The following is an 18619-nucleotide window of genomic DNA, read 5'->3' on the forward strand; positions in this document are numbered from 1 at the left end:
ATCAGCAGTGCACAGAACAGATTTTCTTAGTAACTGGAGTTTTGTTTGAATCCGGGATTGTTATCTATTTCTCCCTGTGGTATGGGATACAATTCTTTTCCCGCTTTATAATTATTGAACTCAGGATCTCTTGCTTTAAGCATATCAAGTTTTGTTGCATCCTGTAGCCATCCCCAGCGGCGGATATCATCAAACCGGTGTCCTTCCAGGCAGAACTCCAGTAAACGCTCATGTGCCAGTTGATCACGCATCTGTTGTTGTGTCATGGCTGCCAGTGTAGCAGTTATATCCGGAAGGTTGGCCCGGGTCCTTACCTTTTGAATATAAGGTGCGGCCTGGGATGTCTGGTTCAGCTCATTCAGGGATTCTGCATACATTAACAATATATCCGAATAACGCATAAGCCGTTCATTGATCCCGGATTTCCAGTCATATTCGTTTGCTTTATTGCCATCTCCATTTTCGTATTTCCTGCAGAAGACATCGTTCAGATAGGAGCTATTGGCATACACCAGCGCAAATGATTGTCCGTAGATCGTTTCACCTGGCTTGTTATAAAACATGGTAGCATCCAGGCGGGGATCTACCTGTCCGTCTATCGTTTTCTCCTGCTGGAATTCGTTAAATGCAGAAAGAGAAGGCTGAACATCTGTCCATCCGAAATTAGGCGCGCCAAATGTGATTGCCCTGGCAGATGTTTTAGCCCATGTAGAAGTGGGTATTCCCTGCCATCCCAGATCTGTTCCACCCACAGTGGTGGAAAACTGTATTTCAAAAACGGATTCTATATTATTCTCTTTGCTCTCTGTAAAATTGTCTTTATAGTCAGGCATCAGGTCGTACACGCCCAAATCGATCACCCCTTTAAATTGTGCTGCTGCTTCTGTATACATTTTATTGAACAGGTAGGCTTTTCCAAGATAGCCCATTGCTGCCCCTTTTGTAGCCCTTCCTAACTGGTTGGCATCAGCTCCGCTCACATTGGTATAGGTTGCAGGCAGCAGGTCCACAGCGGCCTTAAAATCTGCTATCACCTGTTTCCAGCCCTGCGCTTCTGTAGTTTGTGGAGAGAAAAAATCTGAGGAGGACTTGGGGGTTGTTATGGGCAGTGCCACATTACCAAACATGTTCACTAAATGAAAGAAGTACAAACCTCTTAAAAAATAGGCCTGCCCCAGTACCCTGTTTTTTAAATCAGCATCCATAGATATACCGGGTACATTATCTAACACCTGGTTACAACGGGCCACTCCTTCATAATATTCATCAAATGCCCATCCGTAACCGGAAGCATCACTCGTTCCCAATGCAAATTTCCCTACGCCGGATATAGCTGTCCAGGGACTATTACTCCGTATGTCATCTCCACGAACATCTAATAATATGGGTGTAAAACGCATGTAAGCGCCATCAAGCAACATCGGTGCATATGCGGCATTTACCCCCTGCACTGCGTCAGCTCCTGTTTTCCAGAAAGAGGAAGACGTTTGTGCATTAGGGTTTACCTGATCTAATTTTTTATTACAGCCTGCAGCTAATAAGCTGGCAGCGGAAAGTATAAGTATATAGCGTTTCATAATAATACTGTTTATTAAAGATTAAAGACCTAACTGTACACCAACCATCACTGTTCTCGGGTTGGGGAATGAACCATAATCATATCCGCGATTGAATAATCCATCGCTGATGAAGTCTGGATCGTAGCCTTTATATTTTGAAATGGTTAACAGGTTCAGACCTGATACATACATGCGAAAACTCCTGATCACTTTGGTCCTGCTCAGTTTGGAGTCCGGGATACTATAACCAATCTGTGCATTCTGTAATTTTACATATGAGCCGCTTTCTACAAAACGGTCGGAGAATTTCCCGTTATTAATATCGTTAATGAGCGGTCTGGGTACATTCGTATTGGTATTGGATGCCGTCCAGAAACGCAATTCATCCACATGACTGTTGCCATACTGGCCGGCCATTAATGCTGCATAAACGCCATTGTAAACCTTGTTACCAGCGTTGCCCTGCCAGAAGAAAGAGAGATCAAAGTTCTTATAGGAGGCTGAGAAATTCAATCCATAATAGAACTTGGGAATGGTTGATCCAAGATAAGCTCTGTCGGCATCAGTAATAGTGCCGTCACCAGTGTTATCTTTATATTTCACATCACCGGGTGCAATACCGCCCGACTGATTCTGTGTGGCATGCTTGGATACATCGTTAGCATTTTGAAACAGGCCCTCTGTAACAAAGCCGTATAATTCTCCAACTTCCCTGCCTACTTCTGTTTTGCTGCCTGCGCCATAAACGGGATTATTAGTTCCGCCCAGCTTTAATACTTTGTTCTTTAAGGTATAGGCATTGGCACTGATGTTATAATTAAAAGCACCTGCATTGTTCCGGTAGTTAACGGTAAATTCCATACCGGTATTCTTCAGCGAAGCGGCGTTGGTAGTAAGCGTTTGAGGAAAAGAGCCAACAGAGTAGGGGATAGGGATAGCGGTAATAATATCTTTTGATACCCGGTTAAAATATTCAACCGTAAATGTCAGCTTCTCCTGTAATATGCCCATATCAATGGCCACATTGGATGTTGTTGTTGATTCCCATTTCAGAGAAGGATCTGCCACGGAAACTGTCGTAGCTCCCGTTGCAAGCGAATTATTAAACAAATAGTTTGTAGCATTGTTGATGTAGGATTGATAATCATAATAACCCAGGGCTGTCTGATTACCCAGCATGCCATATCCTCCTCTTAACTTCATGCTGCTGATAAAGGAAGGCAGATGAAAGATCTTTTCATTAGTAATGTTCCATGCAGCGGCAAAACCTGCAAAATTTCCATACCGGTTATAGGGGCTGAATTTGGATGAACCATCTCTTCTGAAATTAAAGGTAAGGAGATAGCGGTCGTCATAATTATAATTAGCGCGGCCTAATAAAGAGAACATAGTAGCTGTACCCAGCCAGCTTGTTACCCCTTTGGCATTTGCATTGGCAACAGCTCCAAAAGTTTTAAAGTTGAGATCGCTTGTGTCTGTTGCAGTAGCAGACATCCATTCATTTTTATCCTCCTGGTATGTCATACCACCCAGGAAATCAATCTTATGTTTTCCGGCCTGCAACTGGTAGGTAAGCGTGTTTTCAATCAGGCTGGTATTGGTATGGCCGTACTGCTGGTACATGTAATACATATTATTAAGATAATAGTACCCCATGTCGAATTTGGGCTCGTAATGGAAATTCTTATAGTCTGTTCTGTCAAAGCTTACATTCAGCTTATACTTGAGATTCTTTACTATTTCCAGTTCGCCCCATGCGTTGGCCAGCATCCTGTTCCTGTCACTATAATCATTTACGAGGTTATTAATACCAACCACATTTGCAGAAATAGCCCGGTTCTTTACCTGGTCGCTACCTCCATATCCGCCTAAACGGGTGTCATCATATACGGGCATAGTGGGGATGGCCGTAAGCATACTGGTGACAGTACCGCCAAAAACGGCATGTCCGTTGGTTGCTCCGTAGTTTCCTTTATGGGATTGTGTGTATGCTGCTTTAATACCAAAACTGAAAGGGCCTTTCTTTCCCTGAACGCTGCTGTTTAAAGTATACCGGTCATATTTTTGCGGGCCGGTTTGTGTGCCTGTCTGGTTGAAATAACCTAAGGAAGCATTGTAGGTCACGTATTCAGAGCCGCCGGATAAATTCACATTATGGTCTTGTATTACCCCTTTTTTCAGTGCTTCCTTTTGCCAGTCTGTATTGATGGATGATACAAAAGATGGATTTGTCGGGTCGTTGGCTGGTGCCAGGGTCAGGCCTGCATTTAATTCAGCTGCTGAAACTATTTTCTGGTATCCCAGCCTGTCTGTAACCGGTATTTTCTTCGCTATTTCCTGTGTGCCGTAATAACTGCTGAAATTCACCTTTACAGGTCCCTGCTTCCCTTTTTTCGTGGTAATAATGATTACACCTGTTGCTGCGCGGGAACCGTAAATTGCAGCGGCGGAGGCATCTTTCAATACCTGTATGGATTCAATGTCGTTCGGAGAAAAATCATATGGTGCATCCACCGGCACACCATCAATTACGAACAACGGGCCGTTATTGCCAAAAGTTGTGGTACCACGTATCTTAATCTGTACGTAACCGCCGGGTTCTCCAGATCCATGTACACTGATACCGGCGGCCTGTCCCTGCAACATTTTGGCTACATCATAAGATACATTTTTCTTTGCATCACTAACATTCACAACAGCCACAGAACCAGTCAGGTCCTTTTTCTTTACGGTGCCATAACCTACAACAACTACGTCGTTCAGGTTTTTATACGCCTGCTCAAGCCTTATTTTCAATGGATTATTGCCTTTCAGTATCACTACCTTGCTTTCATATCCAACACTGCTTATAGTGATGCTGGTTCCCTCATTTCCCTCAATTGTAAAGGAACCTGAAGCGTCGGTAATGGTGCCGGTACCTTCTTTTATGCTGACAGTTACCCCTTGAAGAGGGATACTCTCTGAATTTGTAATTGTTCCCTGGAATTTTTTCCTGATTGTTTGTTGTGCGGATGCCCGCTGGCAAAATAATAATAGGGTACAGGTAAGCATCGGCAATACGCTCTGCTTAAGCAAAATGCTGATCAGTTTCATAAACGTGGTATTAATTATAATTCAAAAAAAACTCATTTATTTGTTTCAGAAAGCTTGCCGGGAATATTGATTTTGGTTAATTTCATAAGTGTGATAGCCACATTTATTGGTACTGCTTCCTTTATTCAGCCTGGCAATCTGAAAATGTTAGCATGAAGTTGCGATTAATAGTTTTTAAAGCTTCGATAAACTGTATCAAAACTTCTGCAAATAATCTCATTTTAAAAAAGATCAGTATCAACCGGATTGCTATTTATTCTTAACTTTAGATGATAAGGGCAATTTTGAAGAAAGCTGCCCTACTGAAAAAGCAATCTGCTCCTTAATTATACGTTATGAAACAATGATTTAAAGCCAATTTCCTGCTAACAGGGACAATGAAGTAATATAAATAAGTAAAATTCCATCGTTGAACAGGATTGAACAATAGGAGAGTACAACCTGCGGCGGATGTTCATATTAGCTATAAAAAGATAAGTTTTTCGGATGAAAACGCTCCTGCTTGTTTGTCTGATTGTTTTCTATGCTGGAAACATTTCGGGGCAATTGTACTATTTCCGGCACTACCAGGTTGAGAATGGCCTGTCTAATAATGCAGTAATCTGCAGCCTTCAGGACAAAAGAGGCTTTATGTGGTTTGGGACTAAAGACGGACTGAACCGCTTTGACGGGTATTCATTTAAAATATTCCGAAATAATCCGGACGATTCCACCAGTATCGGGAATAATTTCATCCATACATTATATGAAGAACCCAATGGTACACTGTGGGTAGGAACAGAAAACGGACTTTACCAGTATGAAACATTATCCGAAAGCTTCAGACCTTTGCTGGCTGCTCCAAAAGGCCAGATAAGGGCAATCCAGGCCGATAATAAGGGTAACCTCTGGTTTGTTTCCGGCTTTTCTCTCTTTCAATATACACCTGCTAATAAAAAACTGCAATATTATAATGCGGATACGTTTTTTGAGGCCAGCTCCTTATGTCTTGCTGCTGATGGTAACCTTTGGGTAGCTACCACTAATGGGTTGCTGAAAAAATACAATCCGCTCTCTAACACATTCAGCAGTTACGATGTATTCCTGCATTCAAAACGGGCGGCATCTAAATGGATAGAGAAGATCTATAACACACAGGATGGCAGTATCCTGATCGGGACCTCCAATCAGGGAGTCAAACGCTTTAATATTGCTTCCGGCGATTATACGGATATTCTTACCTACAACCAGGATCAGACAGAAATATTCGTTCGCAATTTTATTCAAACCGGAGAAAAGGAATATTGGATAGCTACAGAATCGGGTATTTTCATTTACAATATGATATCCGGAAAAACTATCAATCTGCACAAAATGTATAACGATCCCTATTCCATATCGGATAACGCGGTCTATACTTTTTGCAGGGATAAAGAAGGGGGCATATGGGCTGGTACATATTTTGGCGGCGTTAATTATTATCCGCGACAATACACTCCTTTCAAAAAGTATTTTCCTAAGGTAGGCGAGAATTCATTAAGCGGTAATGTGGTAAGGGAAATACATGAAGACAAATACAGCAATCTGTGGATAGGCACTGAAGATGCGGGATTGAATAAACTCAATACATCAACACAAACGTTTACACACTTTCAGCCTGGGGGCTCTGCTGCAAGTATTTCCTATACCAACATTCACGGCCTTTTGTTGAAAGATGAAGAACTTTGGATAGGTACATTTGAACATGGACTGGACGTTTTAAATATAAAATCCGGTAAGGTTATCCGCAGGTATAATATGAAATCGGGAGTGTCGTCTCTTAAAAGCAATTTCATTTATTGCCTCTATGAGCCACCCGGTGGGCAAATTATGCTAGGAACCACAAGAGGTGCTTATCAATATGATCCGGGTAAAAATGACTTTACATTGCTTCCCGGCCTCCCGCTCAATAACTGGTATTCCTCTCTGCTGAAAGATGAATATGGTATTATCTGGGCGGGTACTTATGGGAATGGCATTAACTATTATAACACGCGCACAGGACAAGGCGGCAATTTCAGGTATGAAGAGAAAAATGCACTCAGCATAGGGAGCGACAGGATAAACAGTATTTATGAAGATGGCAGGGGCGATCTCTGGTTCGCTACGGAAGGGGGCTTATGCAAATTTAACCGCCCTGATAATAATTTTACCCGCTACACGATTGCAAATGGTTTCCCCAGCAACTTTATACTTAGCATACTGGAAGATAAACAGGCTAACTTATGGATCAGCACATCCAGGGGATTGGTTTGCTTTAATCCTCAAAAAGAAAGTGTAAAGACTTATACAAAAGCAAATGGTTTGCTGAGTGATCAGTTCAATTTCAATTCTGCCTACAAAGACGCTGCAGGTAACATGTATTTTGGCAGTGGCAAAGGGTTTATCAGTTTTAACCCCGATGAATTTATTAAAAACATGTTTATCTGTCCGGTTTATATAACAGGCTTCCAGGTAGACAATAAAGAACTGCCAATTGCGCTGAAAGGATCTCCGCTAAAAAGATCCATTACCAGTACGGATAAAATCACACTCAATTATAAACAGTCTACCTTCAGTATTGATTTTGCAATACTAAGCTACACGGCCCCCGAAATACCTGAATATGCCTATAAAATGGAAGGGCTTGATAAAAACTGGACCTTTCTGAAAACCAACCGCAAGGCCTATTTTACAGAACTGGCACCGGGAACTTATATTTTTAAAGTGAAGGCTTCTAACAGTGATGGTATATGGTCTCCCAGGGAAACGTCCCTTACTATCGAAATACTACCACCGTGGTGGCGAAGCTGGTGGGCTTATTCCCTTTATGCCATCATAATCACTGTTATTATCTGGTATATTATACAAGACTATCATAAAAGAACAGAAATAAAGAATAAGCGGAAAATTGATTTATTTGAAATTGCTAAAGAAAAAGAAGTCTTTAAAGCAAAGATTGAGTTCTTCACAAATGTTGCGCATGAAATAAAAACCCCTCTTACTTTAATAAAAGGGCCACTTGAAAAAGTGATCCGGAAAGCGGGTGATATGCCTGAAATTAAAGACAGTCTTGCCATTATGGATCGCAACACCAGCAGATTGATTAATCTTACCAGTCAGTTGCTTGACTTCCGGCAAACAGAACTCAACGGCTTCTCGCTCAATTTCGTAAAAGCTAATATTACTGAGCTGGTAGAAGAAATGTACATCAGCTTTAAACCACTGGCAGAACAAAAGAATATGTCTTTTACCCTTGAGTTACCACCAACGCCTTTATTTGCATACGTGGATATAGAGGCTTTTCATAAAATTCTGAGTAACCTTTTCGGGAATGTTGTTAAATATGGCTCTAGTCATGCCGTTGTTTGCCTGTTGCCATTCACGGAACAGCAAAAATATTTCACCATCGAAATTAAAAACGACGGATATATTATTCCCGGTGAAATGAAAGAAAAGATATTCGAACCATTTTTCCGTTTAAAAGAAACAGAAATACAAAAAGGAACCGGAATAGGATTGGCGCTTTCCCGCTCTCTGACGGGGTTGCATAAAGGAACCTTATTACTGAAAGAAACAGAAAATGGATTGAATATTTTCTCATTAACAATTCCCGTTCATCAGGACATAGAGTTTAATCTGCATCCAGGAAAAAAATAAATAAATACAGATTTATGAATCCCTTACTTTTATTAGTAGACGACAATGAAGATATCTTAGCTTTTCTTGGTGATGAGCTGAGCGAAAAATATACGATACTGAAGGCACAGAACGGTCAGGAAGCTTTGACTATATTGATGCAGGAAGCTGTACAACTTGTTATCAGCGATGTAATGATGCCGGTAATGAACGGATTCGAATTATGTAAAAGAATAAAAGCGACTTTCGATTATAGCCATATTCCCGTTATCTTATTAACTGCTAAGAATACGTTACAGTCAAAAATTGAAGGTCTTGAACTTGGGGCTGATGCTTATATAGATAAACCGTTTTCTACTGAATATCTCCAGGCACAGATAGCCAGCCTGCTGGCCAACAGATCGAAACTTAAGAAATATTTCGCGGATTCTCCCCTTGTACATATTAACACTATTGCATACTCAAAGGCAGATGAGTTTTTTCTTGAAAAATTAACTGAAGTTATTTATAGTAACCTGGAGGATGAAGACCTGGATATAGAAAAACTGGCAAAGCTTATGAATATGAGCAGACCTACACTTTATCGTAAAATAAAGTCCATATCCGACCTTACTCCTAATGAACTGGTAAATGTTACACGTTTGAAAAAAGCAGCGGAATTATTGGTGCAAGGCACATTTAAGATCTATGAAGTAGCCGACATGGTGGGGTATCATTCTCAAACCAACTTTGGAAGAAACTTCCTCAAACAGTTCGGTATGACTCCTTCAGATTATCAGACTATGAAGCAGGCAGAAAGGAATGCAGGGTAACGGTTTATTTTCCGGTCAGCCATGTACGCCAATCGCCAGCTACCTTATCCCAGTTAAAAATATCGTAGTTGACCGTTCCATCAGGTTTTAGAGGGAAAAAATTATGTTCGGTTCCTATATATGCCTTGAAAGTAAAATTTTTCTTTTTCTGCCTGATAGTCTCCACTCTCAGATAATCATTGAATGGAGCACTTGCGTCTTTGGATCCATACGTAACTAAAACAGGGATCTTCAGTTTCTCAACATATCTGATAAGGGGAATAGAAAACTGATAAGTCGTACCATAAGCATCCCTGTCCCCCCCGTCCATATTTCCCGGATCAGCTACAATTTTCTCCCAATAATTTATGTCAGCCTCCGCCTCCCTTGTACTGTCTGTTTCCTTCGCTCTGCTGCGCTCAATAATTGTCATAATACGTCCCATAGGGCTAGCTCCTGAATAAATTAATGCTGTAACAGAATTGCTGGTTAAGGCCAGTTTGGCAGCGATTGCACTCCCTTCTGAATGACCAGCTATAACAAGTTTATCCTTTGAGATCCAATTTTGTTTTCGCAGGAATCTGATTACAGATTTATCTCTTTTTACATAATAATCGAGAAGATTCCGTTCAATATATTTCCTTGGGTATTGACCGGTATTATCTTTATATGTAAGATCATCCGATAATGATTTTTGATTAACGATCAACGGAACATATGGCTTACTGATTATTGCTAAATGGTACTCATTCGATAAGCTGTCCGGATTAAATGGGAATACACTATAAATTCCCTGCCTGCCATTTTGATCGTAGGTAATAATCAATGGAATAGGTTGACTGCCCTGGCAGAAAAAGAATAGAGGCTTCTTTTTCTGTTCTTCCCCTTTCTTCGATTTCACTAAAATATCAACAGTATCTCCTTTGTAAATTGTTTGAAGATGTCTGAATCCATAATCATTCTGCCCAAATAACGCATAGGGAGAAAGGATAAACATTAAACAATGAATACAGGTAACAATTTTTCTCATAAAACTTAAATGAATATCACCCTCATAAATATACGTAGAAGTTAATTACCTGGTATACTGCTCGTCCGTTACATGTTCCATCCAATCTACAGGTGAACCGTTTAGCTTTTCCTGAATAGCAATATGGCTCATCGCTGTTGTAGGCGTAGCCCCATGCCAATGCTTTTCTCCAGGTGTGAAGTACACAACATCTCCCTGATGAATTTCTTCTGTTGCTCCGCCTTCGCGCTGCACCCAACCAGAGCCTGCGGTAACGATCAGGGTTTGTCCAAAAGGATGAGTATGCCAGGCCGTACGTGCACCCGGTTCAAAGGTGACCAATGCCATCGAAACACGTGCGGGTTCTGGTGGATTAATAAGTGGATCGATTCGTACTGATCCGGTAAAATATTCTGCAGGGCCTTTGCCTGAAGGCTGTGAGCCACTTCGTTTAATTTCCATAATATTTCGTTTTAATAGTTATCACCATCCTGGCTTACAGCAATTTAGTGAATGAAATTTCTTCTTGAATTTTAAATATTGAGGTTCTGCTCAATTTTTCACCTTACATTAATATTCTTTATTTCGATGTGCTTAGTGCATTAATACTCACAAAAATACGTACCCATACTCATTTTAATCATATTTGCAATAAAAATAATACTTAGGTGAGCTTTATTTAAGAACTTCGAAGTATTAAACTATTAAAAGACACAACTTATTCTTATTTCCTGTTTGATAGCCCTGGAGATTGTATGTAATAATGAATGGACAATTTTAGCATTAGTAATTGCGGTATTACTATATAATGGCTTACTATCAAGAGCTGAAATTTTGTTGTGAATGACTGTACATTAACACCTTCGGAAATGTCATGTGGTAAATACCACTACGGCTAATAATCTGTCTGAAACCGATACCTATATAAACCAATTTTACATGCACAAACCTTTAAGTAAAGGGGGCTATAAGCGTCTTATGCCCTTGCTATTACTATTCCTGACATGGAGTATCCGCCTATCGGCGACTCCTGATTGCCCTATTATTACGGGTACCTTTCCACAAGCAAACGGAGCTACCGTAGATGCCTCCTCTACAGGATGGTACCTCGATGCTACAAATGTTCCAGGTACCGGTTATTTTGCTGTTAAATCGAACCGGTTGACGGCACAAAACCTGGGTGGAGTTGGAATATGGTACTCCCGCGTTTTTTCTACAGCAGGATATTCCAATTTCCAGGCTGCTGTAAAAATCAGCTCAGAAGGGAAACAAAACAGCTCTGAATATGTGAAAATATATTACAAGCTGAATGGTGGACCAGAAACCTTGCTGGATCAGCGCACAGGTAATTTCGGTACCCTGGACTTTACATCCGGCTTCCTTCAGGGAAGTACAATCCAGCTGGTTGTAAAGCTTTATAACTATGATAACGGAAGCGGTACCAAATCCAATTATTACATTGAAGGTTACAGGGTATTTGTAGAAAAAGGACCCTGTAGCGGAAGTACAATGACTGTTACCGCTGGTGCATCCAACAGTGGGAAACTGACCTGTACAAACCCTTCCACAACTTTATCAGCCTCCAGCAGCGCATCAAGCGTTAGCTACAGTTGGACTGGCCCCAACGGTTTTACTTCTACCACTCAGAACCCGGTGGTTTCAACAGCTGGAACTTACACTGTTACTGCCACTAATACCTCCGGTTCTGCTTCGGCTTCTGTAACCATCACTACAGACAAAGCAACTCCCGATCTGACGGCAACCGGAGCTACACTCTGCGGCAGTACTGTGGCTATTACTGCCAGTTCATCTGTTTCAGGAGCAACCTACAGCTGGACAGGTCCCAACGGCTTTACCAGCACATCTAAAAATCCTGCTGTGAGCGCCGCCGGTACCTACACCGTTACAGTTACAAACCCGGCTACCGGTTGTACGGCATCTACATCAGTAACCGTAACTGGTACTGCTACATCAAGTACTTTCTGGCTGGAAGATTTTACTTTCGCAAATGGTACAACTGCAGATGCTGGCGCTACCAGCTGGACGACCACCTTTCCGGGTCCCGGTACATTTTCAGTACAAAACAATCAGTTAAAAGCCAGCTTTACCTCACAGGTAGAAGGTGTCTGGACTTCCGGTGTAATAGACATCTCCAATAAAAGCAATGTAATCATCTCTGCAGATCTCATAAGCGGAACCTCTTCGTCGAACGATTTCCTTGAGAACCTTGACTATATAAGTGTATACTATAAACTGAACGGAGGTGCTGAAACACTGATATATACTGATTCTGCCGGAATAGGCAATACCACTTCCGGAACGGCCTCCATCACTATCAACTCAGCATCGTTGAATGGCAGTACCCTGCAAATAGTGATCAGAACAAGTAATTCAAATGCTACAGAGCAATATTATATTGATAATGTGAAACTGACAGGGACAGCTGCTGGTGATAATGTAATAAATGCATCAGTAAGTGGTCCTTTAACCTGTAATACAACTTCGGTAACACTATCTGGTAGTTCCACTACACCAGGTGTTACTTACAGCTGGACGGGACCAAATAACTTTACATCTGCAGCTCAGAATCCAACTGTTTCTGCAACCGGAAATTATACATTAACAGTATCTACCGGTTCCGGATGTGCAGTTTCGGTCGTTGTAGCAGTTACTGAAAATAAAACTCCGCCGGATCTTACTGTTACCGGAGGCTCTCTGGGTTGCGGTTCAGGTGTTACCATCAACGCCAGTTCTACCGTAGCAAATGCTACCTATAGCTGGACAGGCCCCAACAGTTTTACCAGCACCTTAAAAAGTCCTTCGGTAAGCACTGCCGGTACCTATACCGTTACTGTTACTAATCCAGCCACCGGATGTACTGCATCACAATCTGTTGCCGTAACAGGAGCTAATACTGCCGCAACTTTCTGGCTGGAAGATTTTACCTTAGCAAATGGTACAACTGCTGACACTGATGCTACCAGCTGGACAACTACATTTCCTGGCCCAGGTACATTCTCTGTACAGAGCAACCGGTTAAAAGCCAGCTTTACCGCGCAGGTAGAAGGTGTCTGGACTTCCGGTGTAATAGATATCTCCAATAAAAGCAATGTAGTCATCTCTGCAGACCTCAGTAGCGGAACTTCTTCGTCGAACGATTTCCTTGAGAACCTTGACTATATTCATGTATATTATAAATTGAACGGAGGCGCTGAAACACTGATATTTACAGATTCTGCCGGAATAGGCACTACCACCACGGGAACAGCTTCTATTACTATCAACTCAGCAGCATTGAATGGTAGCACCCTTCAGGTAGTTATCAGAACAAGTAACTCAAATGCTACAGAGCAGTATTACTTTGATAATGTGAAACTGACAGGTACACCTACCGGTGGTAATGTAAATGCAACGGCGGCTGTAACTGGTTCTTTAAACTGTAGCACAACCTCTGTTACACTATCGGGTACTTCCACCACTTCAGGTGTTACTTACAGCTGGGCAGGGCCAAACAATTATACTTCTGCTTTACAGAACCCGGTAGTAAATGTGCCAGGTAATTATATTCTTACAGTAACAGCATCCGGCGGTTGTACAGGTACTGCAACGGCAACCGTTGCACAAAATATAACAGCTCCAAACCTGACTGTTACAAAACCGGATTCTTTAACCTGTGCCACTACAAGCGTAAACTTAATAGCGGCATCAACTACTACCGGTAGTATTATTACATGGACCGGCTTTACTGCGGGTCAGAATACAGTAAGTGTAAGCGCTCCCGGTAAGTACTATGTAACTGTAAGAGATAGTGAAAATGGTTGTACAAAACTGGACAGTGTTACTGTAATACAGGGCATCGCAAAACCGAATCTGGTTGTTGCTGCGCCTGCTGCTTTAACATGTGTAACAACTAGTGTTACCTTGGCGGCTACTTCTACTACTACAGATGCTACTATCACGTGGACTGGCTTCCCCGCCGGACAGAACCCGGTAAACGTAAGTGCTCCCGGTAAGTATTATGTAACTGCAAGAAGTACTAATAACTGTACTACTATAGACAGTGTAACAGTTGTACAGGATATCAGCAAACCAAACCTGGTGGTTGCAGCTCCTGATGTTTTAACATGTGCAACAACCGGTATCAATTTAATAGCTACCTCCTCTAGCGTAGGTGCCACTATTACATGGACTGGTTTCACTTCCGGACAGGCAATTGTGAGTGTGAGTGCCCCGGGTAAATATTATGTAACTGCACGCAGTGCAACAGGTTGTGTTTCCATAGACAGTGTCATAGTTACACAGGATATCAGTTTGCCGAACCTCACCACAACTGTGCCTGCTACTTTAACCTGTTCTGTTACTACTGTCAGCTTAAGTGCTGCATCTACTACTACTGGTGCAACAATTACATGGACAGGATTTTCTGCCGGACAGAATCCGGTAAGTGTAAGCGCTCCCGGTAAATATTATGTAACGGCACGTAGTGCCTCAGGCTGTACTTCCATAGACAGTATCACTGTTGTACAGGATATTACTAAACCGAACCTCACTACAACGGTACCGGCTACATTAACATGTTTAGTTAATACTGTCACTTTAAGTGCTGCATCTACTACCATTGGTACAACCATCACCTGGACAGGATTTACTACCGGACAGAATCCGGTAAGTGTAAGCGCTCCCGGTAAGTATTACGTAACCGCACGTAGTGCCTCTGGCTGTACTGCTATAGATAGCGTAACTGTAATTCAGGATATCAGCAAACCAAACCTCGTGGTGGCTGCTCCTGCTACCTTAACTTGTGCAACAGTTAGTGTAAACTTAACTGCTACTACTTCTTCTACGGGTACTACCATTACGTGGACAGGATTTACCTCCGGACAGAATCCGGTAACTGTAAGCGCTCCCGGTAAGTATTATGTAACTGCACGTACCGCTACAGGTTGTACTTCCATAGACAGTATTACGGTTGTACAGGATATTGCTAAACCAAACCTTACTAAAGCTGTACCGGCTACGTTAACATGTTTAGTTAATACTGTCAGCTTAACTGCTGCATCAACTACCACTGGTACAACCATTACCTGGACAGGATTTACTGCCGGACAGAATCCGGTAACTGTAAGCGCTCCCGGTAAGTATTATGTGACTGCACGTAGTACCACAGGTTGTATTTCGATTGATAGCGTAACTGTAATTCAGGATATCAGCAAACCAAACCTCGTGGTGACTGCTCCTGCTACTTTAACTTGTGCAACTACAGTCGTTAACTTAGCAGCTACATCTTCTACATCTGGTGCTACCATCACATGGACTGGCTTCACTTCCGGACAGGCAACTGTAAGCGTTAGCGCTCCCGGTAAGTATTATGTAACAGCAAGAAGCGCCACAGGATGTAGTTCTATAGATAGTACAACTGTAACACAGAATATCAGCAAACCAAACCTGGTTGTAACAGCACCTGCTATTTTAAACTGTAGAACAACTGCTGTTAATCTGGTTGCTACTTCTTCAACATCAGGTGCTACCATTACATGGACTGGTTTCACTTCCGGACAAGGAACTGTAACCGTAAGCGCTCCCGGTAAGTATTATGTAACAGCAAGAAGCGCTACAGGCTGTAGTTCTATAGACAGTACTACTGTCATTCAGGATCTATCCATAGCAGCAGGAGTAACCGCAAATAATGACGGTGGGCTTACCTGTATTAAAACCAGTGCTAACATTACAGCCAGCAGTACAACGGCAGGTGTTACTTATGCCTGGACAGGGCCTTCCGGGTTCTCTACCTCCAATACAACGGCGACAGTGGTAATACCAGGAACTTATAATCTGGTTGTTACAAATAACACCAATGGTTGTACGGTAAGTGCAAATACTATCGTCAATCAGAATATAACTCTTCCAACTACTGTAATAAATCCGCCAACTGCTGCCATCTCTCCATTATCTTTTGACGTACTTACAGCACTTAGTGTAACCGGCGCTTCCTATAAATGGACATTAACATCCAGCGATGTTAACTGGACAATTGCATCTGGAGGTAGCAGCACTACTGTTACTTATATGTCAGGTGTAGAAGGGTCATCCGGTACCTTTAAGTTGAAAGTAACGAATACTTCGAACGGCTGTAGTGATTCAACGCAAAGGGTATTAACAGTGCCTGTTACCACACTCCGCACAGCATCGGGTAGTGTTGCATTGCAACCAACTGCTGTTGAGAATAAGGTAGGCGCAACGTTTGAATACCAGGCGTATCCTAATCCGTTCACTAATGTAGCATACATAACTTTCAAGTCACCTTCTACCACACAGGTTACTGTAGATGTATATAACTATAACGGAGTACTCGAAAAACATTTGTATAATGACCTGGCAAGGGCAGGAGAGACACAGAAACTGACATTAAATGCTACCGGCCTACCGGCAGGAATGCACTATTGCCTTATAAAGGTAAATGGCAAGGTATATACCAGCAGATTAATTCAGGTGAAGTAAAAAATAAGTGTATAAAAAGAAAGGAGCCGCATCACTTTGGTGCGGCTCCTTTCTTTTTTGTACTATCCGGGTTTACAGTGTTCTTATATAATCATCCAGATCAATATCCTTACCCAGTCCTAGTTTTAACTTGATACGATAACGCGCCATCAGAATACTTTTAGGAGCAATACCTAAACGCTGGGCAATTTCTTTATTGGTTAATCCGATAGATATATAGGAACAATGTTTGAGATCTAATCTGGATAATGTATTGTCCGACTTTTCCTTTAATTTCTCAAAGAATTCTGGATGAATATTATCGAAGTCTGCTTTATAGGCACCAATGTTATCATCAATCCTTTTACTCTGGTCAATGATATGGTTGATTTGTTTCAGTACTGAACTTTCACCCTTATTCTCTTCAATCTTCTTTTGAACAGCCTGTAGGAGTTCGTCTTTTTGTTCCACCTGTAGGCTACCAGCCAGTAAGTCTTTCTGCAGGCGCTCCTGTCTTTCCAGTAATAGTTGTTGCTCTGCAATGGAACGCATCGCTTCTTCTTCCTTTAAGCGTGCATGCAGTTCCGCATCTTCTTTATCTTTTTCCAGCAACTTTTGTTGTTGAAGGGTGGATTTTAATCGAATACGGAAGAACAGGAGCAGGAATATTAATGCTGTAACAGCTGCTACTACAAGGAATATGTACAGGTAATTGAGCTTTTTAGTCAGAGAGGCTGTCTTAATAAGTGCTTTCAAAGCGGCCTCGTTCTTTTCAGTTTGATATTGGGCTTCCAGACGTTTTGCAATGGCTAGTTTTTCAGCATCGAATAACTCATGATCGGTCTCATGATATTCTTTATAATATTTGAGTGCTTTTGCGAAGTCCCCTTCTTTCTCTGCAACGTTGGCTAACATCTGCATAAACTGTATAGTCGTGGAAGTATTTTTGTTACTACCACTGCGCGTGACTGCTAATCCTTTTCTTAATAACTCCTCGGCTTTTTTATAATTACCCTCGGTTATTGCATATTCACTCATCATGCCGTAACAGACTGCAATGACTTCTTCGAACCTGGTTTCCAATCCTATTTTAAGGCCGATATTGAGGTAACGTAAAACGCTGTCTTTATAAGCGGCCGGAAAATGTTCCTGATACAGCCCCGCTGTATTTACAGCAAGAATTGCCATTGTGTTGTGGAAAATAACGCGGTCACGGTGCTGGAAATAGAGGGTGATGGCATTACGGTTATACGATAGTGCCGAATCCAGTAGTGAGCTGTCTTTATCATTATCCTTGAAAGAATAATGATAATAGGTTGCCATTGCCCGCATTCCGTCAATTATATAGTCATAATCGTTAATCTCCCGGGCTTTAGTGATACACAACTGTGCGTATTTCCTGGAAGCTGGAAAATCATGCCATTCAGCATAGGTGCCTGACATAATATTATAGATACTGACTTCATAATAGGAAGGATTACTCCCCTCCAGGTATGTTAATGCCTTTATGCAGCTCTTAATAGCATCTTTGTTTTGATCCTGGGTGCCTTGCTGCCAGGCCTTTATATACCATGCAAAACCTTTGGCCTGCCTGTCAGTGGTTTTATTAGCATACCACATAACGCTGTCTGTTGCCTGTTTCGCTTTTTCCAGATTATCCTGTTGCTGATATGCGGGTGCCAGTGCCCCAAAGGCATATACCATGTATTTAGGGTCCTTTAAAGTGCGACTCAATTGTAGCATTTGTTGACTAATTTTCATAGCCCGGGTAGTATCACTTAATGTAAGGGATCTTGATAAAAGTCCCATGGTCATGATACGTTCTTCAACAGGCAGGTCCTTTTTGTCTAACACCTTGCTGAGTGAATCTGAAATGCTTTGAGCAAAACTATATTGTATGCTGATCAGTAAACAGAATGTTGTTATGAGGTTGTGTTTCCGCATCTTATGCTAATAATTGAAGCGCAAATTTAATCTTGTAGAGCATTTGTAGGTAATAATTTTAGAACTATGTAGATTATTTGTAGTAGTGAATAATTCGAATAATCTGTTTT

At 41.7% G+C, this 18619-nt stretch carries 8 protein-coding genes; 3 read left to right on the forward strand and 5 right to left on the reverse strand.

The window, feature by feature from the left end:
- Positions 1-26 precede the first annotated feature (26 nt).
- Both BM176_RS15560 and BM176_RS15565 read right to left on the reverse strand, forming a co-directional pair.
- The gene (locus BM176_RS15560) at positions 27-1577 is read right to left on the reverse strand and encodes a RagB/SusD family nutrient uptake outer membrane protein (RefSeq protein WP_090104567.1); all 1551 of its coding nucleotides are present in this window, start codon (positions 1575-1577) and stop codon (positions 27-29) included.
- Between the two features lie 21 nt (positions 1578-1598).
- Positions 1599-4652: a SusC/RagA family TonB-linked outer membrane protein gene (locus BM176_RS15565; RefSeq protein ID WP_090104569.1), complete on the reverse strand. Its 3054-nt coding sequence runs from the start codon at positions 4650-4652 to the stop codon at positions 1599-1601.
- Positions 4653-5138: 486 nt separating this feature from the next.
- On the opposite strand from BM176_RS15565, the gene BM176_RS15570 reads away from it, so the two are divergent.
- Together BM176_RS15570 and BM176_RS15575 are read left to right on the forward strand one after the other, a co-directional pair.
- Positions 5139-8309, forward strand: coding sequence for a ligand-binding sensor domain-containing protein (locus BM176_RS15570; protein WP_090104571.1), 3171 nt, complete (start codon positions 5139-5141; stop codon positions 8307-8309).
- Positions 8310-8323: 14 nt separating this feature from the next.
- Entirely contained in the window at positions 8324-9100 is a 777-nt protein-coding gene (locus BM176_RS15575) for a response regulator transcription factor (protein WP_090104573.1), read from the forward strand.
- A gap of 4 nt (positions 9101-9104) precedes the next feature.
- Here the strand turns inward: BM176_RS15575 and BM176_RS15580 are convergent, their stop codons facing one another.
- Positions 9105-10109 (reverse strand): dienelactone hydrolase family protein, encoded by a 1005-nt coding sequence (locus tag BM176_RS15580; protein WP_143097823.1) that lies wholly within the window; start codon positions 10107-10109, stop codon positions 9105-9107.
- Between the two features lie 45 nt (positions 10110-10154).
- Entirely contained in the window at positions 10155-10550 is a 396-nt protein-coding gene (locus BM176_RS15585) for a (R)-mandelonitrile lyase (protein ID WP_090104577.1), read from the reverse strand.
- Between the two features lie 477 nt (positions 10551-11027).
- Between BM176_RS15585 and BM176_RS15590 the strand changes: the two genes are divergently transcribed.
- Positions 11028-16586 carry a T9SS type A sorting domain-containing protein gene (locus BM176_RS15590; protein WP_143097824.1) on the forward strand — a complete coding sequence of 1853 codons (5559 nt, stop codon included), beginning with the start codon at positions 11028-11030 and terminating at the stop codon, positions 16584-16586.
- A 72-nt stretch (positions 16587-16658) separates the two neighbouring features.
- Here the strand turns inward: BM176_RS15590 and BM176_RS15595 are convergent, their stop codons facing one another.
- Positions 16659-18509, reverse strand: coding sequence for a tetratricopeptide repeat protein (locus tag BM176_RS15595; RefSeq protein ID WP_090104581.1), 1851 nt, complete (start codon positions 18507-18509; stop codon positions 16659-16661).
- Between the last annotated feature and the right edge of the window lie 110 nt (positions 18510-18619).

The sequence above is a fragment of the Chitinophaga sp. CF118 genome (assembly GCF_900112615.1).
In the GTDB taxonomy this organism is placed as follows: Bacteria; Bacteroidota; Bacteroidia; order Chitinophagales; family Chitinophagaceae; genus Chitinophaga.

Bases quoted from the DNA above. Each gene is read 5' to 3' on its own strand.
- BM176_RS15570 (WP_090104571.1), top strand. From the start codon at position 5,139: ATGAAAACGCTCCTGCTTGTTTGTCTGATTGTTTTCTATGCTGGAAAC.
- BM176_RS15560 (WP_090104567.1), bottom strand. From the start codon at position 1,577: ATGAAACGCTATATACTTATACTTTCCGCTGCCAGCTTATTAGCTGCA.
- BM176_RS15585 (WP_090104577.1), bottom strand. From the start codon at position 10,550: ATGGAAATTAAACGAAGTGGCTCACAGCCTTCAGGCAAAGGCCCTGCA.
- BM176_RS15580 (WP_143097823.1), bottom strand. From the start codon at position 10,109: ATGAGAAAAATTGTTACCTGTATTCATTGTTTAATGTTTATCCTTTCT.
- BM176_RS15595 (WP_090104581.1), bottom strand. From the start codon at position 18,509: ATGCGGAAACACAACCTCATAACAACATTCTGTTTACTGATCAGCATA.
- BM176_RS15575 (WP_090104573.1), top strand. From the start codon at position 8,324: ATGAATCCCTTACTTTTATTAGTAGACGACAATGAAGATATCTTAGCT.
- BM176_RS15590 (WP_143097824.1), top strand. From the start codon at position 11,028: ATGCACAAACCTTTAAGTAAAGGGGGCTATAAGCGTCTTATGCCCTTG.
- BM176_RS15565 (WP_090104569.1), bottom strand. From the start codon at position 4,652: ATGAAACTGATCAGCATTTTGCTTAAGCAGAGCGTATTGCCGATGCTT.